This window comes from Enterococcus sp. 9D6_DIV0238 (assembly GCF_002174455.2).
Classification (GTDB): domain Bacteria; phylum Bacillota; class Bacilli; order Lactobacillales; family Enterococcaceae; genus Enterococcus_L; species Enterococcus_L dunnyi.
Genome location: NZ_CP147246.1, coordinates 3099736 through 3126408, shown reverse-complemented (window position 1 = coordinate 3126408; position 26673 = coordinate 3099736). Strand labels below are relative to the sequence as shown.

The following is a 26673-nucleotide window of genomic DNA, read 5'->3' as shown; positions in this document are numbered from 1 at the left end:
TATCTATAGTTCAAGCCGTCAAATGACCATTGATTTGACGGCTTTTAAAACAAAAAAAATAAGAGATTGAGACATAACTCTACGAGTTATAATCCAGTCCCTTTAAAAACGAATAAACGATGGGAACAGAAGTAAATCCTTCTGTCCCAACCTCTCATATCATTTAAATAAAGAAGGTTTTTTCAACAATGCATCAACGGCTTTCATTACTTCCTGTCGATGCTCTAACAATGAATCAGCGTAGGTGTCAAGCGTAAGCTTTGTCGATCGGTGACCTAAAATTCGACTCAAGCTAACGATATCCACACCTTGCTCCAAACATCTAGTAGCAAATGTGTGCCTCAACACATGAAAATGGATCGATGCGAATTCTGTTTCACGGATCATTCGCTTAAAACGGTAATTGATGACCCTTGGCTCTGCTAATTTTCCTCGACAATGGATCACATAGTTGGACGGGGAAGTTTCTTTTTTTTCTAGTAAATAATCTTTCAAATTGGTCGCCAAGGGAATCACTCTGCTAGAATACGCTGTTTTTGGGCTTCCAGAGATCAGTTCTGTTTTATTGATCGTGCTATGTTCATCGATAATTCTTGAAATCGTTCGATGAACTCGGATCAATCCTTTATCAAAATCAATATCTTCCCATTTGAGCCCACTGATTTCTCCTATCCTCATCCCAGAATAAAGAGCTAAAATAATCGGAGAACATTCAGTTTCATTGAATGCCAATTCTTCTAATTTTCTCTGCTCCTTACTACTTAATGAGTGAATGATCGGCGCAGCCAGTTTAGGTAAATGAACTGAATTACATGGATTTTTATCTATATACTCGTTTTTCACTGCTTCTTTTAAGGATTTATTGACAATCGTAAAAATCAAACGAATCGTGCTGCTTGCTAGATTCTTTGCGACTAATCCATCAACAAATTCTTGTAAGAGTGCAGAAGACATCTTCACTAAATGACATTTACCCAAGATAGGCAAAATATGTTTGTTCAGCAAGCGAAAATAATTTGAATATGTTGTGGCTTTCACTGTTCGCCTTACCGTATGATCAAGCCAGTAAATGATCCATTCTTCATACGTTTTACGAGAAGAAATCACAGTTTCTTGAGTGATCAACTGTTTTGCTTTTAGAAAAATCAGTTTTTCTTTCACCTCACTGTATTTCTTTCCGTAAACGTATCCATAAATAATCTTTCTTGTTGGTGTTCGTTGTTTAATGTAACGACCTTCCCAGCGACCGTCTTTTCTTTTATAAATATTTTCTCCCTTTTTAGACATCTATCATCATTCCCTTTCAACAATTCTTGACGATTATTTTGACGGCTCATTCTTATTTTTTGATATAACACTATAAAAACAATGTTTTTTAGCGATCAAAAGCAGAAATTTATTTTATAAGCGACTAAACTCTTTCATTATTCTCTTATTTTTCAAAAAAATATAAAAAAATTGATAAGATAAAAATGAAATAATTCATTGACTTCAATGGTTTTTTAGATTAAAGTTATCTTTGTTAAATGAATTTAAACTGTGAATTAACGCTATTTTCTTGTAAGTAGAAGTTATAAGAAAATAAAGATAAAAACATATATATTAAATTAAATAACTAAAATGGTTTTATATTATTATTTTTGAACCACTAGTTAAACTATACTATATTTAACTAGTTTTTTTCAAAATAATTCAAATTTTATTGATATTACGAATAGTTTTTTCAGGAAAAACTAAAATTATGAGGTCTATGGTTTGGTTGATGATGTTATCTTTTAATCCTTAAACTAGATCTTTTGATAAGTAAACTGAGATATAACTCTTTAAGAGATACTCTAAAACATGATCAACGGTGAAATCAGAAGCAGCTAACAGGTATAGCTTCACTGTGCTTCAAAAAATAAAATGAAGCTAACAACATTCTAAGTGCTGAATCATTAAGAACTGACTAACTTGCTTCTTAAGGTCGAATCCCTCTACCCCAACCTCATCTCTTCAAAAAAAACGTTAAACTTTCTGGGCTAGGCCTGAAGTTTAACGTCTTTTTAGTTTATCTTGTTTTTACGATCATCTCTAAAGCTTTGGCTAAGTCTTCACTGGAAAGATCGATCTGCTCATCTTCCATACATTGTTTCAAATTCTCAGTCACAACAAGTCCAATCACTTTATCGATACTAGAACGGACAGCCATCAGTTGAGTCACAACTTCACGGCAGTCCTTCCCTTCGTCCATCATTCTTAAAACGCCGCGAATTTGCCCCTCTGAACGTTTCAAACGATTTGCTAATTTAGGATCACATCCCACTAGTAACTTCTCCTCTCCAAGCAGACATACCGCCCATCACATTAGTTACATCATACCCTAATGATGCTAAAAATTCACTAGCCATTTGAGAACGTCCGCCAGAGTGGCAAATAATATAATATTCTTGTCCTTTATCTAGGCTATCTGCTGTTTCTTGCAGAGTGCTTAGAGGCATGCTTTTTGCTTCTTTGATATGAGCAGACAGATACTCGTCCTCTTCTCTCACATCAATAATTTTTAATTGATTTCTTTTTTGTAATTGCTCGAACTCATCGATCATGATTGATTTATACATTATTTAATAACCTCCTGGGGGTAAATCATGCTATAAAGCTGAAATGCTCCATCTAAATTTTTTACAGTAAAACCATTATTTTTCAAGATTCGTTCTGCTAAGTAGCTTCTTTGGCCGCTTTGACAGCTCACAATTATTTCTTGTTGATTAGGTATTTCGTCTAAACGAGCTCTCAACTCATCCAACGGAATGTTTTTAGCTTGTGGTAAAGCACCATTGTTTTTCAGCTCATCAGGATTTCTCACGTCAAGCAACAGCGCACCGTTTTCAATTGCTGCGTTTAGCTCATAATATTGAATACTTTCTGAAAAACCTTCTAAAATATTTGCTGCAGCATATCCGATCATATTAACTGGATCTTTTGCTGAACCAAAAGGCGGTGCATACGTAAATTCTAGTTCAGGTAAATCAGTCACTGTCAAACCAGCTTTAATTGCTGTCGCAATAATGTCGATTCGTTTATCTACACCATCTGCTCCAACTGCCTGAGCACCAAATATTTTCCCAGAAACAGGATGAAACAATAATTTCATTACGATCGGATGACTGCCTGGAAAATACCCCGCATGGCTTTTGGATGTCGTATGAACGACTTTATAGTCTAACTTATCATTACGCAATTGCCGCTCGCTTAAACCAGTACTAGCAGCTGTAAGTTCAAACACACGAACGATTGCAGTGCCGATACTTCCTTGATTTTTTCGTGCTCCTCCCATGATCACATCTGCCACTTGTCTCCCTTGACGATTAGCTGGGGAAGCTAATGAGATCAATGCATCTTCGCCTGTAATTTGCTGCTTCACAACGATTGCATCCCCTACAGCGTAAATATCAGGATCGTTTGTCCGGTAGCTCTCATCAACAAGAATACCACCCCGTAAACCGATCTCTAAGCCAGCGTTTTGCGCTAACTCGCTAGAAGGTTTGACCCCAATTGACAGAATGGTAAAATCACTTTTGATGATTTCTCCTGTACTTAGTTCAATTGTTTTTCCAGCATCTTTGAATGCGGTTGCTGCAGCCCCTGTATAGACAGTGATTTCATTTCGTTTCAGTTCTTTCTCAACAAATGCAGCCATTTCTTCATCTAGCGGTGGTAAAATTTGCGGAGCTGCTTCGACTATAGTAACATCGATTCCTAATTTTTTTAGATTTTCAGCCATTTCTAAGCCAATGAAACCCGCACCGATCACAACAGCCTGCTTTGGTTGTTCCTGTTTAACTGCTTCAACGATTTTGTCAACATCGGGTACGTTTCTCAAGGTGTGTACATTAGTTGCCTGAGCTAGACCTTCGATTTCTGGGACAACTGGTTGCGCACCAGGTGATAAAATCAGCCGGTCATAGTTGATCACAGCTTCTTTGCCTTTCGCGTTTATCCGAACATTTTTAGCCTGACGGTCGATTTCAAGTGCTTCTGTTTCCGTATGAACGTCAATGTTAAATCTCTTTTTAAGCTGCTCTGGACTTTGTAAAATCAACGCTGAACGCTCACTGATTTCCCCAGACACATAATAAGGAAGTCCGCAATTTGCAAAAGAAACATAAGGTCCTTTTTCCAACACAGTAATTTCGATTTCCTCTGATAGTCTTCTTAATCGAGTCGCAGCTGACATTCCGCCAGCTACACCGCCAATAATTACTACATGCATTATAATTTTCCTCCTCTGACCGTTCCAGACCAACGGCTCATTCCACCTTTGACATTGAATGCTTGTATACCTTTTTTCCTCAAAAGTTTCGTTGCTTGTCTGCTTCTCAATCCAGATTGGCAAATGATATAAATTGGTCGATCACCCTTCAAGCTGTATGCGCTGATTTTACTCAATGGAATATTTTTGGCGCCAGGAATATGTCCTGCTTGAAATTCTGACTTCTCACGTACATCAATGATTTCTGGATTCAACGTCAACTTCTGTTGAAGTTCTGATCCATTGATCGATGTCTTGTTAAAAAATGAAAACATATGCTCCTCCTTTTTATACCCCTATGGGTATTTATAAAAACTAGCATAAATGATTTTTGGTAAGTTGTAAAGGGAATTGTTTCATTTTTTTCATTCACTTCTACTTTTCATTCTCAAAAATTTTCTTAATCAAACTGAATTATTTCTTAAGAAAGCCAAACAATTATTAACTTATTTGGCATCTTTTTGTAACATTGAACCTCTATACTACATTTATTCACTAAAAGAAAAGAGGGGATGACATGAATCAAAGAATCCTTATCAAACGAAATGTCTTACCGTTATTATTGATTCTACTTCTTTCGATTGCGAGTATTTTCTTGATTTTTAATAAAGAAGAACAACCTATTCAAGACGAAGCTACTGCGTACCAGCAACTTTTTATCGATGAAATAGCAGCTGAAGCAAAAGTTTTACAAAAACAGACACATTTATTCGCCAGCATCACGATTGCTCAGGCAATTTTGGAATCTGATTGGGGACGTAGTGATCTAGCACTCGAAGCAAATAATCTTTTTGGGATCAAAGGCACATTCAATGAGCAGTCTAGTATTATGCCGACTGAAGAATTTATCGATGGTGAACAAATAACGATCGACGATTCATTTAAAAAATATTCGACGATCCAAGAATCGATGGTCGATCATATGGAATTTTTAAACGGAGGAACTTACGAGGCAATCAAAACCAGTAAAAATTATCGTGAAGCTGCTGTCGCTTTACAAAACGGCGGCTATGCGACAGATCCTGAATATGCAGAAAAATTGATCGCCTTGATCGAGGAATTTCAACTAGATAAATACGATAAATAGTCTTCGACTTTCTAAAATCCATCAAATTCTATCAAGATGAGAAAGGTGTTTTTATGGATAAGTACTATACCATTTTAGCTGACAGCGGAAAATTATTGTTCAGAAATAAACTGCACACTATTGTAAATACTCTTTTGATAGCGGGGTATTTCTTCAGTCTGACACTTGTTATTCGCTGCTGGCTTACACTAAATTATTTTGAAGCATTGGAAAAAGAAAACTTATTGAACCAAAATGACTTGATAGATTCTTTTACGCAGTCAGCAGCCGCAAGAAATTTGATTTTGTTACTGACGAGTTTAAAGAGCGGTCTATTTTTGATTAGTCTGGGATTATTTTTAGCGGGTCTTTTTTATCTATTTATTCACTTCCAGCATATTCTACTAATAGATAAAGAGGAATTGATCACAAAAAAATTACTGGGAAGCTCTGATTTGAGATTGACTAGTGAACTTTTTTCTGATTTTTTACTCTTTGCCATTCCTAGTGCCTGTATTGGTTTGCTTAGTGCGCAACTGCTTTATATGAAGTTCTTTCTGACAGCTACTTCATGGATCAAAGAACTTCTGTATACCCCTAGCCGTTTTTTTCTCTTGGTCGATTTGCCATTGATCGGGGTGTTTCTACTTGTTCTGATTTTTCAATTTTTCCGTCTAAATTCGCAATTAGCAAGATTATAAAAGGAGTTGCTGCTTATGAATATTTTGATTGCCGATGATAGTCCAGAAATGGTTCAGATTTTGAGTGCTTATATAAAAAAGGCTGGCTTCACCGTATTTACTGCCTTTGATGGTGAAAAAGCACTGGAACTTTTTTATACAGAAAAAATAGATTTAGCGATCATCGACTGGATGATGCCAAAAGTTGATGGTATCGAAGTGATCAAAACCATTAAATCAGAAAGTCCAGTCAAAATTTTGATGCTGACCGCTAAAACAACTGGCGATGATGAATTTCTTTCGTTATCCAGCGGTGCTGATGACTTTCTAACGAAACCCTTTCATCCTAAAGTATTAGTACTGAGAGTAAAAAAATTACTTGGTGTAACAGAAACGATCACGATAAAAAAATTAGTTATCGATCCTGCGAAACTCAATTTTTGGAAAAACGATCAACGAATCGATCTAACAAAAAAGGAAAGTGATCTATTGATGTTCTTAGTCAATAATCGTGGAACGATCTTAACACGAGAACAGCTTTTAATTGGCGTTTGGGGAATGGATTATGATGGGGTCGCTCGTACTGTAGATACACATATTAGACGCTTACGGGAAAAAATCGGTGATGAGATCATCACTACCAAAAGAGGAGTGGGTTATCTCGTTGAAAAAGAAAACTAGAAAAATCAGCACGACACTCACACTCACTTTTTCGTTGATCATCATCGGCAGCTTTTTTGTGATGTTCATTTTCAATACATTGGTCGTTCCTTATTACTATAGTGCGAAAATGGAACATAAAGTAGCCTCAGTGATGGCTTCGATCCAACAGTCTCCTAATGACAGCAAACAACTTGAACTTTTGGAAAATGAGCAGCAAGTAACCATCGTAACCTATCCATTAGATGGCGCTTCACTTGATGATTTCAATGAAGGTTTATCTCTCAACTTGAATAGAAAACAGATCGCTTTAAATCGTTTTTGGGTCACACAAGAGACCTTGGAGCAATTACAAAGTACATCCCAACCGATCCAGCGAAGCTTTGATCAAGGAAAACAAAAATCTAGCTTTCTTGTTGAAATGATGGTGATCGATGATACTTTTTTCTTAGTTGGTGTTTCTACCGTTAATTTCTCTGAAACAGCAGAATTGATCAATAGTTTCAATTTTATTTCCTTGAGTCTTACTCTAGTTTTGATCATTTTTATGATCTATATTTCTGTTCGAAAAATCACAGATCCCCTTGTTGATTTAAAAAAAGTAGCAGAAGAAATCACTGCTTTAACGTTTGTGACAACTGAGAATATCCCTGCAAATGAAATTGGAGAATTAGCAGTCAGTATCAACAAAATGAGCTATGCTTTGGCTACCTACCAAAACAATTTACTAGCGAAAAATAATCGATTGAAGCAATTCACAGCAGATTTGACTCATGAATTAAAAACACCGATCGCGTTGATCAAAGCTTATAGCTCGGGAATCGAGGATGGCTTAGACGATGGTACCTACTTAGACACTATCTTACAACAAGCACAACGTCTAAATGAAATCGTCGATCAAATGCTTGATTATGCAAAATTGGAACAGCAGCATTCCTTGCAAAAGGTTCCACTCCAACTATCTAAGATTTGGAAACAGACGTTGCAGGAGCAAGAATCATTGATGAAAAAAGAATCGATCTTGCTCCTAGAAGCTGAAACAGATAGACCACTATCTTTGATCGAAGCTGATCCTTTACTGTTAAAACGTGCGTTTGATAACTTATTGACCAATAGCATCAAATATACCACTGACAAAGAAATCCAAGTCAGCTGGCGTGAAACGAATGAGTTCGTTGAGCTTTCGATCAGTAATCAAACCTCCTTGCCTTCAGATTTTGATGTAGAGAAGCTCTGGGAAGCCTTCTATGTTCATGAAAAATCACGAAATAAAAACCTATCAGGTACAGGATTAGGTTTATCCATCGTTCAATCGATCATGAATGAACACGGATTTGACATAGAAGCGCGTCTCGTCAATAAAACGTTGATCTTCAATTTACATTTTTATAAACAAACAAATTTAATAACTGAGCATTAACTCGATTCCATACGCCTCGAAATGCTCTTTTTCAAAACTAGAGTAGCCTACAAAAGTGATTTTTTCTTTTGCGGGCTGCTCTCTTTTCTTTGCCACAATCTTGTAACATAGACTTGCTACACTTCAATAGGTTCAATAAATCATTTTATTTAGGAGGAACATTATGAAACAGCAGCTTTTTGTCACACTTTTAACCGTTCTATCTCTTTCACTGACAGCTTGTCAGATACCTAAGGCAGCAAATAAAAATGAGAAAGCAGCACTTTCTGTCAGCCAAGAGCTGGACAAAAATAAAAGGTATACCAAAAACGATTTCTCGTTTGATGTCGATCCCGAAACATTCGCTATTTTGATCACTGAAAATGGTCGACAGGAAACGATCGTTCAACCTCAAACACCTAAATTAGTGACCCACGTAAAAAAAACAACTAACGAAGTCAGTTGGACGTATCCTGATGAACAACTAAAGATCATCGTAAAAAAAGAGTCCGACCATTTGGCTGTTTCTCTCACTAGTTTGTCAGAAGAAGACTTAACGTTTAACTGGCCGAAGATCGATGCTAAAAATTATACACTTCCGATCGCAGAGGGAAAGACGATTCCAAATACACAAAAAGACTGGCTGGCTTACTTTCAACAAAACAATGAATTAGCTATGAGCGAAGCTTTTTCCATGAGCTTTTTCACTACAAATTTCAAAGATTTTGCTACGAGTTTCGTTATGGATAATCCCTTTAATAGTGATTTGATCGCACAAACAGAGGATCATTTAACCTTTGAAGCTAGTCATCATTTTATCAGTTTCGATAAAGATAAAACCTTAAATTACCGTATTTACATTACAGAAAACGATCCTGTCGCTATTGCTAAAACCTATCAAATGGATCGAATCAAGACTGGCAAATTTAAGACACTGGACGAAAAAGAAAAAGAGAACCCTGAAATCAAAAAAATGCGGGGAGCTATCCAAATTTATTACTGGAACAGCCGAATTTTAACTGAAGATGATATTAACTGGAGCAAACTTCCCGAGCAAGCTGATGCACCTATTTTTCAATGGATCGCTGAACTATTATCACAGTATGGTGAAGACGGTTCAGCCGAATACCAAAATGCTTTAGCAGCTTTCAAAAATAATGAAGGCTATCAATACGAAAAAAACACCTTTTTAAACTCACTTAATAATGTTTTACTTTATCCCCAGTTTTACAACAAAACCATTTTTGAACAACCAGATGAAGAAGCTTCAAAGCTGATCGAAAAAGGAATTGACACATTAAGTGAGCAAGAGCATTATACATTGAATAAGCATTTGTTGGCTGGTGCTATTCAAAAGCTTACTCCTCCTGTTGATGATTGGGGACAAAAAACATCAACTGATGTTTTCAAAGAGATGAAAAGCGCTGGGATCACTAATGCTTGGATCGGTTTGCCTAATTGGGCCAATGGGCTCATGAATCCTGAAATGGTCAAAACGGCTGCAGCTGAAGGGTATTTGATCGGCCCCTATGATTCTTATCAATCCATTCAAGAAAATGCCAGTATTGATTGGAATACTGCTTCGTTTCCAAATAAAAATCTCTATGAGAAAGCAACTGTTACAAAGAAAAATGGAGAAAAAGTTGCTGGGTTTCTAGGCAAAGGTAGAAAACTAAACCCAACCCAAATTTTTCCAGATGTGGAAGAACGCTTTACAAGTATCATGCAGAACAAAATTCCATTCAACACTTGGTTTTTAGATACTGATGCAGCAGGAGAAATCTATAATGACTACAGTCCTGATCACCAAACGACTCAAAGTGAAGATGTCGCCGGGCGTTTAAAACGAATAGACTATTTCAATAATAATGGATTAGTTGTCGGTTCAGAAGGCGGAAATGATTTTACTTCAAAAGAAATAGTCTTTGCTCATGGAATCGAAACACCTGTTATCATGTGGTCTGACCCAGATATGAGGGAAAATAAAGAAAGTGAGTATTACGTAGGGAGCTATGCTGCTTTAGACGGCGGTATTCCAACAAAATATAAAAAAGTCGTTCCTATCAAAGAAGAATACAAAGCTATTTATACAGATCCTGCCTATTCACTACCGTTGTATAAGCTTGTTTATAATCGCTCAGTCATCACTTCCCATCAATGGGAATGGGATAGCTACAAAATCAAAGGTCAAGTGGCCGAGCGTCGCATGAAAGAATATTTATATAATACTCCACCAATGTTCCATCTTGATAAAACGGCGTGGGAAGAACATAAGCAGGATATCAGTGAGAATGCCAAAATCTGGACACCTTTTCAAAAAGCAGCTCTAGCACAGGAAATGACTGACTTTAAGATCTTGACAGAGGATCGCCTTGTGCAGAAAACACAATTTGGAGATACATTAGCAGTGATTGCTAACTTTTCAGATAAAGATTATCACACCGCTGATCTGAACGTAGCTGCAAATACTGCTGTGATCATCAATAATGGCAAACAAACGATTGTGAAGGTAAAAGAGTAACTCGGATAGAATAAAATAAAAAACCAGCATTCTAGCTATTCCGAATGCTGGCTTTTTCGCTTTATTTCAATTCAAATGTCATTTCAACGGGATTATGATCTGAATGCTCAAACCCTTTATCGATCACTTTTCCATCGATAGTTTGGATATTATCAGAAATAATGAACCCATCGATCAACGCAACAAATGATTTGCCTTTTTCATACGGTTTATCCAAATTTCGAACAGAAGGCACTGCTTCTTTTCTTTCACTCAGCTTCGCTACACTAAGATTTTCGGGTAACTCTGCTTTGGGGAACGGCTGCAGCCAAGTATAAGTTTCCGTTGGATCATTTTTAAACGTTTCCGTAGATGAGGGCAGTAGATCGTGGTTGAAGTCTCCACCACAAACCACATAGTTGCCTTTTTTATATTCCCGTTCCATATGATCAAACAGCTTATGCACCTGCTCTTTTTGAATCGCCTGATCTTTGATATATGCGGATAAATGAACATTATAAAGCATCAAATATTTGCCATTTTCAACAGGAATCTTAGCTACCGTGAACGCCCTATCTAAATCAAAAAACTTATTAAAATTGGTTTCGATCGGCAAACTATAACGTGTACTACTTTCGATTTTTGTATTGCTGAGTGTTAAAATTCCTGATTTTGATTTCCCGATCGGATCCAACACTGGATACATCAAGAAGGCAGAATCATAATTTACTGCAAAGGAACTTGTATAATCTTTAAAGCTTTGATTGATTTGCTGTACTTCATCTACACCATGGCTACGCGTCGCTTTTTCATCCACTTCTTGAAAAAGAGCAAAATCAGGCGCTATTTGTTTTGTCGTTTCAATTGCGCCAGCAATATTTTTACGAACACTTTCCTCGCTTATTGCTTTTGATTGTTTCCCGCCATCCATAAAAAACGTATAATCAGGAGTATACGAACCATAACCAATATTGAATGTACTTATTTTATATTCTTTGTTTGTATAGAGTGACTTGCTTTCAGCTTGCTGTTGGACCTTGATTGAACGATCATCTTCGATTCTTGAATAACTAAAATAAACATACCCTACATAAACTAAAATAATAGCGATCATTGCGACAAGTGCGCTGAGTAAAAACTTGATCTTTCTTTTCATTTTTCCTTCCTCTTTCCACCATATAAATAAAAATAGACTAACAACCATTATACAATAAAACAGCTGTTCATCTATTGTTATTGTTTAAGACTGTCGTTCATTGAGCAATAAACACTTTTAAGGCAGCTTCAAACGTAGATCTATTGCTCTTTTTTGATCAGCTCTGCTATTTTCATGACGGTATTAGCATTTCTGATCGTAATTCGATCATAATATGCTGAGCTGACGATTTTCGACCAGCGGGTTCTCGAAAAAGTCTTTAATGGCGCAGACCAGAAAATCACCCGTTCGTGATGATCGACCTGTTCGTATTCTGGTTTTGCTTCGCCTACTGCAGCCATCACCTCAGCTGTCGTCGTCGGTGCAATAATAAAAATCGCATTGTGTTTCGATTCCTTATCGATATTCCACCAATTTGGCGCATGTGCGACAGCTTCCAGCCACTCTTCACCAGAAACGATCGTCACAGGAATGTGTAATCCTGTCATCGTTTCAATCAGCAATTCACACTCTTTGGCCAGGACATCAGGTGTCTTTTCTTCCGTCGAAAAAATGACATTTCCGCTATTCAAATATGTTTTTACGTCTGTAAATCCGTGTTTTTCAAATGTAACTTTCAGCTCAGCCATAACGACACGATTTTTTCCTCCAACATTTATACCACGTAACAGAGCAATATATTTTGGCATCTTCATTTCTCTCCTTCCATTCGATCAAATACCTATTCTAAATTCTTTATTCATATTATAATAAAAACAACGAAACAATCCTACTTAAAAGAAAAGAGGTATCCTAATGGCAGATTTAAGTGAATTTACCGAAAAAATAAGTGATTCAGAACAACGTCAACGATTAGAAGGTCTATTTGCATGGATCAAAGAAAACTTCCCTCAATTAGAAACAGTCATCAAATGGAACCAACCAATGTTTACCGATCATGGAACATTTATAATCGGCTTCAGTGTCTCTAAAAAACACATGTCGATCGCACCAGAAACAGTCACACTAGCTGCATTCAAAAAGGATATTGAAAAAGCGGGATATGAGCATACTGATAATATCTTCAAAATCACTTGGACACAGGAAATCGATTTCTCCCTTTTGAAAAAGATCATTGATTATAACATTCAAGAAAAAATCGATTATACAAAATTTTGGCGAGAATAGCTGTTTTCTCTTTTAAATACAGAGTTTCTTCAAAAAAGTAAGAAGGATAGGATTTTTTTGAAGTAGTAAAACCATTAAAAATCGTTTATGATTTATTCATAGAGAAATTACTTATCTTCCCCAAAAGATAAATAGATAATTTGATCCCATCTTGGCTGAGATGGGATTTTTTTGTACTCCTTACTTTTTAGACTACTTTATTGCGATGCTAAGCGAGTCGTCTCTACTCTAAATAACTTCGTAAATGCTTAGATGTATATGAATCAGGTACATTCAATAGATCAACAGGATACCCTTCAAAAAGTACCTTACCGCCTAAATCACCTCCACCAATCCCCATATCGATGATCCATTGCGCATGACTGATGATTTGAAGATTGTGTTCTAAAACAATCAGTGTTTTCTTTTCTGTTAAAAGCCTTTTGAATAGCATAAGTAAGCTTTTGATATCAGCCTCGTGTAACCCCGTAGACGGTTCATCTAAAATCAATAAATCGGTCGTATTTTGCCGGATGATCTTAGCTATTTTTAGCCGCTGTAATTCCCCGCCTGAAAATGTATTTAGTGACTGACCTAATTGGACATACCCCAAATTAACGTCTATGAGTGTTTGTATAGCTTGTGCTAATTCATTTTCTTCAAACAGCTTGCTCGCTTCTTTAGCTGATAACTGTAGAAGATCATAAATATTCAAGCCACGCCAAACGACAGAAAGTGCTTCATCATTATATCGTTTGCCATGACATTTTTCACAAACCTGTTCGACATCTCCCATATAAGCTAGGTCTAATTTTAAATAGCCCTTTCCTTTACAAATAGGACAAGCACCTTTCCCGTTATAGCTGAAAAGAGAGCTGCTTTTTCCTGAAGCATGAGCAAATAGATTTCTTATCTTATCAAAAATACTTAGGTATGTTAGTACATTCGAACGATTGCTTCCAATTATTGGGCTTTGATCTAAGATACTTGCTTCGGGATATTTTTGCTTGAAGAGCTGGCGAATCAATGTACTCTTCCCAGAGCCAGCCACGCCTGTAACAACCGTTAAAAATGCTTTAGGTATTTTGACTGATGCTTCCTTAACATTATGCAAACTAACTTCGTTTAATGAATAATAGTCGGAGAATTCTTTTCTTTCTTTATTGATCGATCTACTAGCAGACAGACTTTTCCCTGTGATCGTATCCGATTTGAGCAATTCTTGATAGGTTCCTTCAAAGGTGATCCTGCCGCCTTTATTCCCTGCTCCTTCACCTACATCAACAACATTGTCTGCAATTTTTATAATATCAGGATCATGGTCAACTAATATCACAGTATTCCCTTTATTTTTCAGTCCAATAATAATTTTTGAAATTCTTGATAGATCTTCCGGATGAAGACCAATACTAGGTTCATCAAAAATGTATAAAACATCGGAAAGCGCACTGTTTAGATGCTTAGTCATCTTTATTCTTTGTGACTCTCCACCAGAAAGTGTTGAAGTTGGCCGATTAAGAAATAAATAACTCAAACCAACACTTTGTAAGCTAGTCAGTTTTTTGATCAAATCATCCAAAACAATTTTCACTTTAGGAGAATGTATATTTTTAATGAATAAGATCAATTCTGGAATAGTCATCGTTACACAATCAGCGATCGATTTTCCATTGATTTTTGAGGATCGAACGATGTCGTTCACCCTAGTCCCCAAGCATTCTGGACATTCTCTAACTTCAAGGATGCGAGCCAATTGACCGGTATAATTGGTCTTTTCTTTTTCAATAAAATTTTTGGTGATTCTCGGAATAATACCTATATACGTTGAGGTTTTTGGCCATTTTTCTGTTGGATTCTTTGGCGCACTTCCTTTATCGTACAAAAGAAGATCTAATTCTCTCTTATCGTAGTCTTGGATTTTTTTATCGTTATCGAAATTTCCTGACTCTGTGTATCGTGTCAAGCGCCATCCACCTGGTTGGAATGTAGGAAAATCGATCGCCCCTTCATTTAAAGATTTACTAAAATCAATAAGCCGATTCAAATTGATTTGTTTCATCTCACCTAACCCATTACATTTTGGACACATCCCTTGCGGATTATTAAATGAATAAACCATAGAATAACCAATAAACGGAACAGCGATCCTTGAAAACAACAGACGCAGACTTGAGTAAATATCTGTCACAGTACCCACTGTTGAACGAGCATTTCCACCAATCTTCTTCTGATCGACAACGATAGAAACTGGTAAATTTTCTACCGCATCAACGATAGGCTGTGAGTAGTGAGGCAATAGCTGCTGGATGTAGCTAGAATATGTTTCATTTAAAAGACGCTGAGATTCTGCTGCTAACGTATCAAAGACTAAAGAAGATTTGCCTGACCCAGAGACCCCTGTAACAACCGTTATTTGATATTTAGGAATTTCAAGGGAAACATTTTTCAAATTATTTGTTTTTGCACCTTTAATTGAAATAGTACTACTCATGAGCTTTCAACCTTTCTGATTTAAGCGCCTTTGAAAATTTTTCAGCTAGCTGTGCTAATTGTTCCTTTTCTTCACTATTAAATACCGCATTCGCTACCAGTTGAAGCTCTTGATGTCCTTTATCGATATCATCCAGTAATTGACGTCCCGTTTCAGTTAAAATAGTCAGTAACTCTCGTCCATCTTTTTCATTTGGTTTTTGCTGAATATAGTACATTGTCTTTAATTCTTTTAAAGCCTTAGATAGCTTTGTACGACTGATTCCGAGTAACACACTGATTTTTGATGGTGCTATTTCGCTTTCTAAACTAAGAAGACGTAAGATATCATACTGAAGCCAGCTAATCTCTTGAGGGTTTCTCCTATTTCTTTCAGCTACCAGTTCACACTGCAAATTTATTAATGCATCTTCGAGCGTATTCATTTGATTCACCACCTAAAAATAATTTCTATATAGAAATTATACACAAAAAGAAATCATAATACAATGGTGATCGTTCATTTGTTAGAAAAATGATTTAGCTATTAAACCTATCGCTTAAATATAAAAAAAGTAAAACCAATGAGCATGATTCCTGCACAACGAATGAAGGTTTGCGCTTTTTCACCTGTCTCAGGTAATCTATTCGTTTTGGGTAGATTTTTTGAAGGATTGGTCATGTTAATATTTGGTTCTTGTTTTTTCTCAACTCGATCTAATTCTGTTGGTTGTTCTGTCTCTAATTCTTCACTGCTGCTAACTGAACTTTCTCCTCTGTCACTAGCAGATTTATTTTCATTTCTTATAGATGATTCAACGCTGAATGTCGTTGACGATGATCGTCTGTCAGCCTCACTCGAAGAACGCGTGCTTGTTTTATTTTCGATACTAGATTCTGATGTTGGACTTGATGTTTCTGTCGTTGTTTCTTTTGTATCATTTGTAGATTCTGTGATCACCTTGTCAGTAGGCGTCGTTTCTGTACTAGCAGGCTCAATAGATGAACTTTCTTCTGTAGAAAAAGAGTACTAGAATCAATTGCACTACCATCGTTATACCAAGTATGCCCATCTAAATAATAATCTTTTTGGTCTTTGATGATATGGTTTGGTGTAACAACGATCGTTTCTGCTTCTGCGGCTATTGACCAAAATCCTGTTATAAAAATAGCTAAAACAAACATAAAATATTTTTTAATCATGTTCTCGTCCCTTTCCTAAAACTCTGCCCTATCATAAACAAAATCATTTTTCATGTAGAATAAAGTCCTATATTTAGGACTTTCCAGCAAAATCTGCTACACTCTTTTTATCAACAATCATAGCTTGGAAAGGAATTGTATTATGAAAGAATATGGACTGGTCATACGCGAAATTCGTTTATCTAAAGGTATTTCTCAAAAAGAATTGTATAGTAATTTGATTTCAAAATCTTATGCGATCGAATTTGAAAAAGGACATCATGATCTATCATTAGAATTATTGGAACAAGTCTTAGATGCACTAACCGTCACAGCTGATGAATTCCTGTTTATTTATAATCAATACACCATTCCAGAAACGACTACCTTTTGGACCTTATTAGCCAAAGCCTCAAATGAAAATAACCTGAATGATTTATTTAAACTAAAAAAAGAAATCCAAACACAAGTAACCTCTGATAAAAAAGAACTCTTTTTAGCTTTAGTTGAAGGACGCATTCACATCGTCAATCATTTTCTTCACTCTAACAAAATCGATTACACCAAAATTCCAGCTGAACAAATGGATATCGTGGTTCGATTTTTGTTGAAACGAGAATCATGGACACTCTTTGAATTGCTGATTTTTACAAATACACTAGATTACTTTTCACATGATCAAAGAATGATTTTCAAAAAAAATATATTTAAACTGCTAAAAAAATACCGCAACTATGATCGCGGCAAAGAAATTTTACAAACATTGTTGATCAATTTTTCTGAACTGTGCTTGAAAGAGAACGAACTTTCAACGGCCAAAGAACTACTTGATCAGCTAAGTGATTTAAATACTGATCTTAATAGTGGACTTTTTAGGATCATTGAACGTTTTTTCAGAGGAATACTTTTGATTTTAGAAGGTCAAATACTATCTGGACAAAAGGCTTGTGAAAAAGCTTTGAGCATCCTACACTATCTTGAATATGAGCAAATAGCTAAAGTTTATCAAGCGGAATGGGCAATGCTTTTATGATTTTTAATTCACACACACCTATAAAATAAAAAGCTCCTAAAGTATTTTACCGCTTTAGGAGCTTTTGCTATTGAATCGTCTTATTTACACAAATATTGAATATTACTTATATGAATTTAACTGCTGTTCCATACGCAACAACTGACTGCATATCTGCTTGTATCGTACCCGAATCAAATCTCATCATTACAATCGCATCTGCGCCTAGATCAGCGGCCTCCAGCTTAAGTCTATCTATTGCCTTATCACGAGCTTCTCGCTGCATATTTGTATATGCTTTGATTTCTCCGCCGATCACACTTTTTAGTCCTGCACCCAAATCCTGCAGCATATTTCTAGAAATCGTTGTTAAGCCAAATACCTCAGAAATAATTTCGTATTGTTTACCTGGAATAGTCTCAGTTGTAGTAATTAACATTATTTTCCTCCTTAAATTTACACACTTTTGAACCAATCAATTGGATTTAAATTTTTCACCATATTATCATAAATACCATTATAAAACAATATTATGAACAAATATGACAAAATTACCATTCGTCCGATTTGAAATGATTTAAGTAACTTTTGATAATTTTACAAAGTTCAATTAATCCATCGGCAATATCAGAAGTATCAATATAGGAAAATGATAACCTTAGGTATCTGCTCTTTTTCCTATTCTTGTCACAAAATGAACGAGATAAAAAAGCTACTTCATAGAATCTAATTGTTTTTTCGAATCACAAAATACCTGCCATAATTGAATTTGAGCATCTTTGACTAGAACTTTCCAACATGCTGGAAAGTTCTAGAAGCGACTTTTATTTCCTAGATAGGAACCACTTGCACTGCCTATTATCATTGAAAATTCTTCATTTTCAAGATAGTCATCTACTTTGATGGTATAGTCTGGAAACCAATCAAAATAGCCCTGCTAACCTGCTCTCATTTGTTCTTTATCATTCTTATCCCCATAGGTATCAATAAAATAGAAATTTTCAGACATCATTTGGATAATTAAAGGTATATCCTGATTATTGATTGCATCAACAAAATTCAATATGACAGTTTTTCTCATTGTGTTCCCCTCTCTATGATCGATTCTTTTCTTATGTGAGACATATAAATACATATTTTTAGAATAAAAATGGGCATACGCTTTTCGTATTGCCCGTTTTTTGTAAAATCATCGAAATTCTTGATTTTGAATTACTATTTATTAAGAGTCAGTGTCTAAACATTTTTATCTAGAAACATTAGAGAAATTCAAGAATCATTAAATAGAATACTGTTGCAAATAAATATAAAATGTACGAACCCACAACCATTCTACCTGAATCAATGTTTTGCCACTTATTCAAGTGTGTTTTTTGATAAGCAATAAATAGCATCACTACTGTAATCAGAAAAACACTTAACGGTCTAAAATCAAAAATTAGATTCCATGAATAAGAATATGTAGAAACTTGCATTCTAGGCAAAAAATAGTAAATGACAATGGCTAAGTTGATTCCAAAAGTAGACCCATGATTCGTTTTATTCATAGTATCTCCTCATTCCTATTCCATTGATCTTAATTTCATTTTATTCCTTTAGTTTCAATCATCTGTTAATTTAATTATACAATGAAAGCGTATTAATATAAACCTTCGTTTATGAGAAAAAGAACATTGAATGTTATCACATTTCCTTTTTTCACCGTACTTCATATTTTTACCTTCATGAGTACTTTTACCTGTTTAATTAAATCGTTATTGTACGTTTTTAGTATTAATGACACAAATAAAAGAATATTATTCAAAAAAGTTCACTTGTAAGAAAGTTATCCTTTTCCCGCTACCATAAACTTTCTAGAAGTTTTCCACCCATTTGTTATACTTGCAAAAAAATTTTTTTAGTCTGCTTTTTGTTTGAGTACTTTTTTACTCTAAGGCAATTTTTTTTACTATTTGTAAAAGGACTTGACTATCATCTTGTCTTTAAGTTAAGATAACATTACAAAACAAAATAAAAAAAGGCGCCCTGCAGGAGACAGCAAATCATCCCGCAGAGCCCTGTATTATCAGCCACAACTAATAATACAAGTTGCCTTCCGTCAATATGTTATTGACTTATTTCATTATACTAAAAGTAAGAAAAGATTACCAGCTTTTTCTGACTTTTCTTTGAATTGGTTAATTTCTATTTACTGAACGTTTCATGGTATTAGTCGCTGACGAATACCATTTTTTTGCGTTTTGAATCATAGCTTCGATAATTAGAGCGAAAAACAAAATAAATAAGGCACTCTGTAAAAAGGACAGCAATCCTTCTACAGAGCCCTGTAAAGTCAGCCACAACTGACAATACAAGTTGCCCTAGTCAATGCGCATTGACTTATTCATTTTACCTAAAATTTGTAAGAAATACTAGTGTTTTTTTGCATCTTTTAGCTTTGAATAGGTGAATGGTTATTCATTGAACTTTTGCACGGTATTGGTTGGTGACTAATACCGTCTTTTTTCGCTCTTTTTATATATAGTACACATCAGGTTCTCCTTTTTTCCTAACATTTTTTTCAATTCCATCCCCTGATGTGTGCGAGCTGCTGGATAAAAATCAATGACTCACCATGTGTTTGTCATCTCGTCTAAAAAAAGGTGTGCTTACGTCAATGCGTAATCGAATAAAATGAAAAAGTAAAAATAAACATGCAAACAACTATTTTCCGAGAATAATGCAGACGTCATGAAGAACACAGTTTATAATTTTTATCTGGTAGTGCTAATAAGGGACTGACTAGCAGTAGCAGACTCTTACTAAAAAACAAGCTGGCTTTGCAGAACCAACTTGTTTCACTTCTCTGCCTATCTCAACTCCATTCCTTTTGAAAAAAGACCATACCAACCATTTTTTTAACATGGGAGATAGGTGGAGAATTGTTTTTGAAGAAATAATCTTTTTAACTATAGCTAGTTCTTTCTCTATCTAAAAGCTATACTTTCTTCTGGACAAACAAATTTTATTAGGCACTCTTATTCTAATTTTTATCAGAAAAAGGATATTCTTCGATAACTTCTATCCCCCATTCTTTGATCAAGTTTAATGCTGGAATCAACTTTTTGCCATCTTCAGCCAGCAAATACTCGACATTCGGCGGAACGGTTTCGTGCTGTATTCGTTCGACCAATCGATACTGCTCCAATTCTCTCAACGATCTCGTAAGCATAATATTTGTGATCCCAGCTAGTCGTCGTTTCAACTCATTGTATCTCAATGGCTCCTCGGCTAACTTCCAAAGAATTGGAATTCGCCATTTTCCACCTAGAATTTTTAATGCTTCTGTTACTGGACATTGGATCTGTTTGCTTTCCTCCATCCCTTCACTCCTTCATCTAAGGCACAAAAATGTGCGTACTTGTTTTTTCGTCTTCTAAATCTATAATGAAATTGTACCACGAAAAAAAGTTTTACAGAATGGAGAACGAACATGAAAAATAAATTGATTGATCATATCAACTCAGAAAATGCCGATTGCTTCGTCTATAACACGGCTAGCTTAAAAGTAACTGCTGGTAATGACTATAAAGAGGTCTACAGTCAATTATTGGACTTTGCAAAAGCTACGGCTGCTGAAGAAAATTGCATCGAATTCTTTTTTACGCCAAGTGATATCGAAAAAGGAGAATTCATGTTATGGGAAGTATGGGGAAATATGGAAGCTTTTGACAAACACATGACGCAGCCACATACAACAGAGATTCTTTCACGAAATGTGATTGAACTGCAATGGAATAAATTGGCAAGTTGGAAGTAAAACGGTTCTATCTTGATCTTTATTTATAGAATAGAAATAGATTCCTTCTTTTAATCTGCGACATAATAAAAGAAGGAATCAACTATTCTTGTTCATCTGTTCGATTTTTCTTCTTTCTACTGTAAAATGTCAGTGCAATTGACGAAAAAAATCAGCGATTTCTGTAAATAGACTTTCTATTTTAACAATTATGAAATATCATAAATAAGCATGCGTATCTCCTGAATCTGTTGCCTATATGTTACTTCATTGATTCCATTATTCTCCCTCTCTAAATTTAGATCCTCAATCTTCTCCTCAGCTAAACGTAGTAATTGTTTTTTCTCCTCTTTTCGCCACTTTACCACGCCTAAAATAAGAAACGGATACAAAATCATCATACCACCGACATACTGCAAAAAATAAAAAATGTAGGCAATGACCGTGATGATCGCAACAACAATTTCTGCTATGAATAAAATACCGATTCGTTTCTTTTTTCGCTTTAATTCTTCCATACTTGACTCCTTAATTTCAACTTTTTAACGATAAAATAGGATAGAAAAAATTCCTATCCTAAAAAATATCCGTCATAAGAAAAGCTTTAATCTAATAACGATCATTACAGATTTAAGCGCTAGCTTTTAGAAAAATGATTATCCCATATACAATTAAATTTGATAGAATAAGTGCATTCCTGATTCTAGACCAAAAAGCCACTTGATAATCCAGTTTCCATTTTGGATCGTGTCTTCTTTTCCAATAAAATGAAAATGTATGATACGCCATAATTTATACATCCTTTCTTTATGAAGTTTCACTTGTTGATTTTATTAGCCACTCTGGACCGATTTCTTGATTTTTCTAGCAAATACATCTCACTTACAGTCTATCACAAAAAGACATTTATTTTAATCTAATTATTAAGTAAAAACTGATCTATCTTGTATCAAAAAAACACTATAATTTCTTCTCACAGTGTTTTCCTTTCATATAAAAAATCAGCTGTTTTTCTCTTTACAAATCAATTTGGAGTTTATTTCTTAATTCCTTATATGCGTCCATCAGCCAAGGATGAACTACCTTTATATCATTATTTAACAAGTATTCAATGTAATAATATGCAGCATGCTCCAATGATTGATTTAACGCATCCATCAAACCACTAAAATACGGAGGCTCTCCTGTTTGGTCCCATTTTATTTTATCTGCAACAAACACGACTAAATCTAAATCAGAATAACCGCCTTTTAATGTCGTATGACATTCTATTGCAGATAATATTTCTGGATCAGTAATTTTGAATATATCCAGTGCCGTTTGTCTAGAAATTTTTTGATGAATGATCATGGGAAACTTGATCTCTTCCTTACATAGTGGAATTTCCAGCTTCTTTGCCACATCAACTCTTTGATCATTAGGATAAATTGCCGAAATATCATGCAAAAATCCTGCAATTTTTGCTTTGTTAGGATCTGCTAAACTTTTTTTCGCTAAATTATAAGCATATTCCCCAACAGTTATACAATGATGATAGGTTTCGATTTTATTATTACTATGCAAAAAATCTTTTATTTCTATTTGTAAATCAAGAAGTTCTATGCTTTTCATATTTTATCCTTTCAAAACAGATTATGATCATTTACTATTGTAACACTTAACCGAAAGAAAAAAGCCCAGTTAATGTATACTGGGCCTTGAAATATAGTTCAATAAATGATTATTTTTTGTCTTTTCCAATTATCCGATATATTTTCTTTTCCACTTCAACAATCACAAAAACGACGATTCCTGATAACAGCGCTAAGCCCCAGTATTGAAGACCGATTGCTGCTGTATCAAAAACAATATGCATAAATGGCAGATAAATCAATGCACTTTGCAACAATAATAATATCAAAATCGTTCCCCAAAGAATTTTATTAGAAAAAATACTTTTATCAATTGGGAAATCATAAATATCACGACAATTCAACATATAGAAGATTTGGCCAAATACAATCGTTGTAATCAACGTTGTTTGCATCACTTCAATACTTGAACCATTTTCAGCAAGATAATTATTCACGATAAAACCTAACCCTGCCAGTAAAACAGATACATAAAAAATTCTAATCACTGCATAACGATTCAAAATATTTTCCTTAGGATCTCTAGGCGGTATCGTCATTCCGTCTTTTTCTAAGGGCTCAAACCCTAACGCAAAGGATAATGTAATCGTTGTGACCATATTCAGCCATAAAATTTGAACTGAGGTCAACGGAAGAGGCTTATCGATCAATAAAGATACAACAACTAAAAGTCCTTGAGCGAAAGCGGTCGGTAATGAGAAATAAATTGTTTTTTTCAAGTTCTCATACACACGTCGTCCTTCCTTGACCGCACTAGTGATCGTGGCAAAATTATCATCCGCTAAAACCATATCTGCTGCATCCTTTGTCACCTGTGTTCCTTTGATTCCCATTGCTATTCCAATATCTGCTTGTTTTAAAGCAGGTGCATCATTTACTCCATCACCTGTCATTCCAACGATTTGATCATTTTTTTGAATGGCGTTGACTAATCGTAATTTATGCTCTGGTGTAGTTCTTGCATAAACATCATGCGTCATAACCACATCAACTAGCTCTTCATCTGATAATTGTTCGATTTCGTGCCCTGTCATAGCATTCGTATAGTTTTTGATGCCGATTTCTTGTGCAATCGCAATAGCCGTGTCTTGATGATCTCCGGTAATCATTTTCACTGAGATTCCAGCTTTGTTACTGATCGAAACAGCTTCGATTGCTTCTGGTTTTGGAGGATCCATGATTCCAAATAAACCGGTCAAAACCATGTCTTTTAGATCATCATGTATGATCGTGTCTTTTGTCTTAGCTACTTCCTTAAATGCAGCGGCTAAAATCCGCTGTCCTTTTTGTGCTTGCAGACGAATATTTTCCTCCCAGTAAGAGAAATTTATTTCTTTTATCCCATTTTGAGTGAATTGATGACTCGTCTTAGCTAATAAAACATCAGGTGCACCTTTTAAATAAATAAACCGTTGTTGATCCACATCGACTAAAGTAGCCATATATTTATACGAAGAGTCAAAAGGAATCTTGTTTACTTCATGGACTTCTTCCACCAAAGCCATATGATTTGCCCAATCCAGAAGTGCTCCTTCGGTTGGGTTTCCAATAATTTCTCTTTGCCCTTTCTTATACGTAAGTTTTGTATCATTACAATATAAAGCCGCTTCGATCATCTTTCTAAGCGGACCATCTTCCTCAACTTTATTCAATTGTTTCGAATTTGGTTCTGTTTGATCGTCTTCAATCACTTCATCCGCTAAGGCTACAGAAACCACAGTCATTTCATTTTTTGTCAAAGTTCCTGTTTTGTCTGAACAAATAACTGTCATACTACCTAACGTTTCTACAGCAGGCATTTTTTTTATGATTGCCTTTTGTTTAGCCATACGTGTTACACCTACAGATAAAATCAAAGATAATACAGCCGGTAATCCTTCTGGCACTGCTGATACTGCCAAGGCGATCATTGCTGATAGTAATTCTTCCCCCGTCAACTCTCTGAACAAAAGACTAAAGATTGCTAAAAATACGATCAAAATTGCTAATACATAAAAGATTTGTTTATTTAACCCTTTCATTTTACGAATCAACGGTGTTTCTGTTTCCTCCACACTCTTTAAATGCTGATTGATTTTTCCGAGCTCTGTCTCATCACCGATGCTTATAACGATTCCTTTGCCAGAACCGCTGTTCACAAGTGTGCCGGAAAATACGGTATTGATACGATCACCTAATTCTGCTTGCGTTTGAATAGCATCACTATTTTTCTCTACAGGCGTAGATTCTCCAGTCAAAATTGCCTCTTCTACAACCAAATTGTAGGATTCAGCGATTCGTAAATCGGCTGGAATAATATCTCCTGCATTTAAATAAACGATATCTCCCGGCACCAATGTTTCTGCATCCACTGTTTTTTTCTCCTGATCGACTAATACAACAGCTTTCGTACTCATCATAGCAGTTAAACTATCCAATGAATCTGATGCTTTAGCTTCCTGAACATAACCGATGATCGCATTGATAATCACTACTAGCAAAATAATACTCATATCAATGAAATCTCCACTAATTCCTTTCAACACTGCAGAACCAATCAAAACATAAATAAGTAAATCATTGAAGTGACTTAAAAATTTTTGTAAGTTACTGACTTCTTCTTCTTTTGAGAGAACATTGCTGCCATACTTTTGATGCCTTTCTGCCCTTTCTGTTGTACTTAAACCAGATTTATTGGCATTCAGCTTTTCAAAGACCTCATTGATCGTTAAGCGATACCATTCCATAATAACCACTCCTTCACTTATTCAAATAGTCAAAAAATGTCTTGTTTTCCACATTATATAAGCATTATTTTATTTTGTCGTACAAAAGGAACTGCATAAAACTTTTTTATTTAGATTACAGGCTGACTCTCAAACGATTATTAACTAAATAAAGAATCAACACGACTATTCAAGAAAATGAATAATTGTGTTGATTCTTTACTTTTTCTTCAAGTCATTATATTCAACTTTACAGAATTAATTTTTCCTATTTTTAACGATCAAACCGATTTTTTCTATAGCCGTAATAGCAAATCAATAAAATGAGAATCATCGTTGAAGAGATGATTATATATATGTCCGATGTCAGTGCTTTATTTTTTTCTTCGAACAAATTTTCCAGATAATTGATTACTTGACTTGTGTAGAGATACTTACTATATTTTTCAAAATCTTCACTTATTATTTTTAAAATAGGTATTAAAGCAAATATAAAAATTGTAGGAATACACATGGACGAAGCAACCATTTGATTGGAACTATAAAAACCTATCACCAATCCAATCAGCAAACTAATAAACGTTCCAAGAGATGTGATAATCAGAAATGGCAGTATCGATATACGATCCGGCAACCAGAAGAAACCAATGACAGCATTTGTCAATCCAATCAAAAAAAATGAAGGAATAATGCTTCCAAGAATATATTGAAGTGGCGAGACACTTCCTACCATAAGAACTCTAAGCATATTTGATTCTTTGTCAGAAGACAATGGTAACGCAGACATCATTATTCCACTCATTCCCATGGAGAAGGTTAAACCCGTAGTGATAATAAATAATGGCATCGTTTCTAACTGCTCCGTTGGTGCATATCGATCTAGAATAAAACAAAAACCAATGGCTAAAAGTAATGAACTTAACAATTGAGGACTTGTGACAATGTTGATTAATTTAACTTTTGAAATAATCATAACTTTTCGAACGGAACGTTCCATA

At 35.2% G+C, this 26673-nt stretch carries 27 protein-coding genes; 8 read left to right on the top strand and 19 right to left on the bottom strand.

What is annotated here, in order from left to right:
* Positions 1–159: 159 nt before the first annotated feature.
* From A5889_RS14715 to A5889_RS14695, 5 genes are all read right to left on the bottom strand, one after another.
* Positions 160–1287 carry a tyrosine-type recombinase/integrase gene (locus A5889_RS14715; RefSeq protein ID WP_087639546.1) on the bottom strand — a complete coding sequence of 376 codons (1128 nt, stop codon included), beginning with the start codon at positions 1285–1287 and terminating at the stop codon, positions 160–162.
* Positions 1288–2050: 763 nt separating this feature from the next.
* Complete coding sequence (locus A5889_RS14710) at positions 2051–2305, bottom strand: metal-sensitive transcriptional regulator (protein WP_087639545.1); 255 nt, start codon at positions 2303–2305, stop codon at positions 2051–2053.
* Entirely contained in the window at positions 2295–2600 is a 306-nt protein-coding gene (locus A5889_RS14705; protein ID WP_087639544.1) for a rhodanese-like domain-containing protein, read from the bottom strand. Before A5889_RS14705 ends, A5889_RS14710 begins: the two co-directional genes overlap by 11 nt.
* A complete protein-coding gene (locus tag A5889_RS14700; protein WP_087639543.1) occupies positions 2600–4252 on the bottom strand; it encodes an FAD-dependent oxidoreductase in 1653 nt (550 codons plus the stop codon). Before A5889_RS14700 ends, A5889_RS14705 begins: the two co-directional genes overlap by 1 nt.
* Positions 4252–4566: a rhodanese-like domain-containing protein gene (locus A5889_RS14695; RefSeq protein ID WP_087639542.1), complete on the bottom strand. Its 315-nt coding sequence runs from the start codon at positions 4564–4566 to the stop codon at positions 4252–4254. The genes A5889_RS14700 and A5889_RS14695 overlap by 1 nt, the downstream gene beginning before the upstream one ends.
* Before the next feature lie 242 nt (positions 4567–4808).
* On the opposite strand from A5889_RS14695, the gene A5889_RS14690 reads away from it, so the two are divergent.
* The 5 genes from A5889_RS14690 to A5889_RS14670 all read left to right on the top strand — a co-directional run bounded on the left by A5889_RS14690 (position 4809) and on the right by A5889_RS14670 (position 10617).
* Positions 4809–5378, top strand: coding sequence for a glycoside hydrolase family 73 protein (locus tag A5889_RS14690; protein WP_087639541.1), 570 nt, complete (start codon positions 4809–4811; stop codon positions 5376–5378).
* A 53-nt stretch (positions 5379–5431) separates the two neighbouring features.
* Positions 5432–6058 carry a hypothetical protein gene (locus tag A5889_RS14685; RefSeq protein ID WP_087639540.1) on the top strand — a complete coding sequence of 209 codons (627 nt, stop codon included), beginning with the start codon at positions 5432–5434 and terminating at the stop codon, positions 6056–6058.
* 15 nt (positions 6059–6073) lie between these two features.
* Positions 6074–6718 carry a response regulator transcription factor gene (locus tag A5889_RS14680; protein WP_087639539.1) on the top strand — a complete coding sequence of 215 codons (645 nt, stop codon included), beginning with the start codon at positions 6074–6076 and terminating at the stop codon, positions 6716–6718.
* Positions 6702–8117: a sensor histidine kinase gene (locus A5889_RS14675; protein ID WP_087639538.1), complete on the top strand. Its 1416-nt coding sequence runs from the start codon at positions 6702–6704 to the stop codon at positions 8115–8117. The genes A5889_RS14680 and A5889_RS14675 overlap by 17 nt, the downstream gene beginning before the upstream one ends.
* A 163-nt stretch (positions 8118–8280) precedes the next feature.
* Positions 8281–10617, top strand: a complete 2337-nt coding sequence (locus A5889_RS14670) for a glycoside hydrolase (RefSeq protein WP_087639537.1) — start codon at positions 8281–8283, stop codon at positions 10615–10617.
* Positions 10618–10678: 61 nt separating this feature from the next.
* On the opposite strand, the gene A5889_RS14665 is transcribed toward A5889_RS14670, so the two are convergent.
* Together A5889_RS14665 and A5889_RS14660 are read right to left on the bottom strand one after the other, a co-directional pair.
* Entirely contained in the window at positions 10679–11752 is a 1074-nt protein-coding gene (locus A5889_RS14665) for an endonuclease/exonuclease/phosphatase family protein (protein WP_087639536.1), read from the bottom strand.
* A 140-nt stretch (positions 11753–11892) separates the two neighbouring features.
* On the bottom strand, positions 11893–12441 hold the full coding sequence (locus A5889_RS14660) for a DUF1697 domain-containing protein (protein WP_087639535.1): 549 nt from the start codon (positions 12439–12441) through the stop codon (positions 11893–11895).
* 106 nt (positions 12442–12547) lie between these two features.
* On the opposite strand from A5889_RS14660, the gene A5889_RS14655 reads away from it, so the two are divergent.
* Positions 12548–12919, top strand: a complete 372-nt coding sequence (locus A5889_RS14655) for an iron chaperone (RefSeq protein ID WP_087639534.1) — start codon at positions 12548–12550, stop codon at positions 12917–12919.
* Positions 12920–13142: 223 nt separating this feature from the next.
* On the opposite strand, the gene A5889_RS14650 is transcribed toward A5889_RS14655, so the two are convergent.
* The 4 genes from A5889_RS14650 to A5889_RS14635 all read right to left on the bottom strand — a co-directional run bounded on the left by A5889_RS14650 (position 13143) and on the right by A5889_RS14635 (position 16570).
* Entirely contained in the window at positions 13143–15389 is a 2247-nt protein-coding gene (locus tag A5889_RS14650; protein ID WP_087639533.1) for an ATP-binding cassette domain-containing protein, read from the bottom strand.
* Positions 15382–15813, bottom strand: coding sequence for a MarR family winged helix-turn-helix transcriptional regulator (locus A5889_RS14645; protein WP_087639532.1), 432 nt, complete (start codon positions 15811–15813; stop codon positions 15382–15384). Before A5889_RS14645 ends, A5889_RS14650 begins: the two co-directional genes overlap by 8 nt.
* Before the next feature lie 107 nt (positions 15814–15920).
* On the bottom strand, positions 15921–16328 hold the full coding sequence (locus A5889_RS14640; RefSeq protein WP_087639531.1) for an LPXTG cell wall anchor domain-containing protein: 408 nt from the start codon (positions 16326–16328) through the stop codon (positions 15921–15923).
* The gene (locus A5889_RS14635; protein WP_087639530.1) at positions 16325–16570 is read right to left on the bottom strand and encodes a hypothetical protein; all 246 of its coding nucleotides are present in this window, start codon (positions 16568–16570) and stop codon (positions 16325–16327) included. Before A5889_RS14635 ends, A5889_RS14640 begins: the two co-directional genes overlap by 4 nt.
* Positions 16571–16712: 142 nt before the next feature.
* On the opposite strand from A5889_RS14635, the gene A5889_RS14630 reads away from it, so the two are divergent.
* On the top strand, positions 16713–17582 hold the full coding sequence (locus tag A5889_RS14630; protein WP_087639529.1) for a helix-turn-helix domain-containing protein: 870 nt from the start codon (positions 16713–16715) through the stop codon (positions 17580–17582).
* Between the two features lie 106 nt (positions 17583–17688).
* Here A5889_RS14630 and A5889_RS14625 read toward each other — a convergent pair whose 3' ends face one another.
* The 4 genes from A5889_RS14625 to A5889_RS14610 form a co-directional block, all read right to left on the bottom strand.
* Positions 17689–18000: a heavy metal-binding domain-containing protein gene (locus A5889_RS14625; RefSeq protein WP_087639527.1), complete on the bottom strand. Its 312-nt coding sequence runs from the start codon at positions 17998–18000 to the stop codon at positions 17689–17691.
* A 498-nt stretch (positions 18001–18498) separates the two neighbouring features.
* The gene (locus tag A5889_RS14620; protein WP_242585506.1) at positions 18499–18642 is read right to left on the bottom strand and encodes a nuclear transport factor 2 family protein; all 144 of its coding nucleotides are present in this window, start codon (positions 18640–18642) and stop codon (positions 18499–18501) included.
* A 178-nt stretch (positions 18643–18820) separates the two neighbouring features.
* Positions 18821–19108, bottom strand: a complete 288-nt coding sequence (locus A5889_RS14615) for a hypothetical protein (protein ID WP_087639526.1) — start codon at positions 19106–19108, stop codon at positions 18821–18823.
* 1475 nt (positions 19109–20583) lie between these two features.
* Positions 20584–20922: a winged helix-turn-helix transcriptional regulator gene (locus A5889_RS14610; RefSeq protein WP_087639525.1), complete on the bottom strand. Its 339-nt coding sequence runs from the start codon at positions 20920–20922 to the stop codon at positions 20584–20586.
* A gap of 111 nt (positions 20923–21033) precedes the next feature.
* Between A5889_RS14610 and A5889_RS14605 the strand changes: the two genes are divergently transcribed.
* Positions 21034–21360 (top strand): putative quinol monooxygenase, encoded by a 327-nt coding sequence (locus A5889_RS14605; protein ID WP_087639524.1) that lies wholly within the window; start codon positions 21034–21036, stop codon positions 21358–21360.
* A gap of 188 nt (positions 21361–21548) precedes the next feature.
* On the opposite strand, the gene A5889_RS14600 is transcribed toward A5889_RS14605, so the two are convergent.
* From A5889_RS14600 to A5889_RS14585, 4 genes are all read right to left on the bottom strand, one after another.
* Positions 21549–21857, bottom strand: a complete 309-nt coding sequence (locus A5889_RS14600) for a hypothetical protein (RefSeq protein ID WP_087639523.1) — start codon at positions 21855–21857, stop codon at positions 21549–21551.
* A gap of 499 nt (positions 21858–22356) precedes the next feature.
* Positions 22357–22950: a bis(5'-nucleosyl)-tetraphosphatase (symmetrical) YqeK gene (gene yqeK, locus A5889_RS14595; RefSeq protein ID WP_087639522.1), complete on the bottom strand. Its 594-nt coding sequence runs from the start codon at positions 22948–22950 to the stop codon at positions 22357–22359.
* Between the two features lie 109 nt (positions 22951–23059).
* Positions 23060–25696: an HAD-IC family P-type ATPase gene (locus A5889_RS14590; protein ID WP_087639521.1), complete on the bottom strand. Its 2637-nt coding sequence runs from the start codon at positions 25694–25696 to the stop codon at positions 23060–23062.
* A 253-nt stretch (positions 25697–25949) separates the two neighbouring features.
* Complete coding sequence (locus A5889_RS14585) at positions 25950–26672, bottom strand: hypothetical protein (protein ID WP_087639520.1); 723 nt, start codon at positions 26670–26672, stop codon at positions 25950–25952.
* Position 26673: the final 1 nt, after the last annotated feature.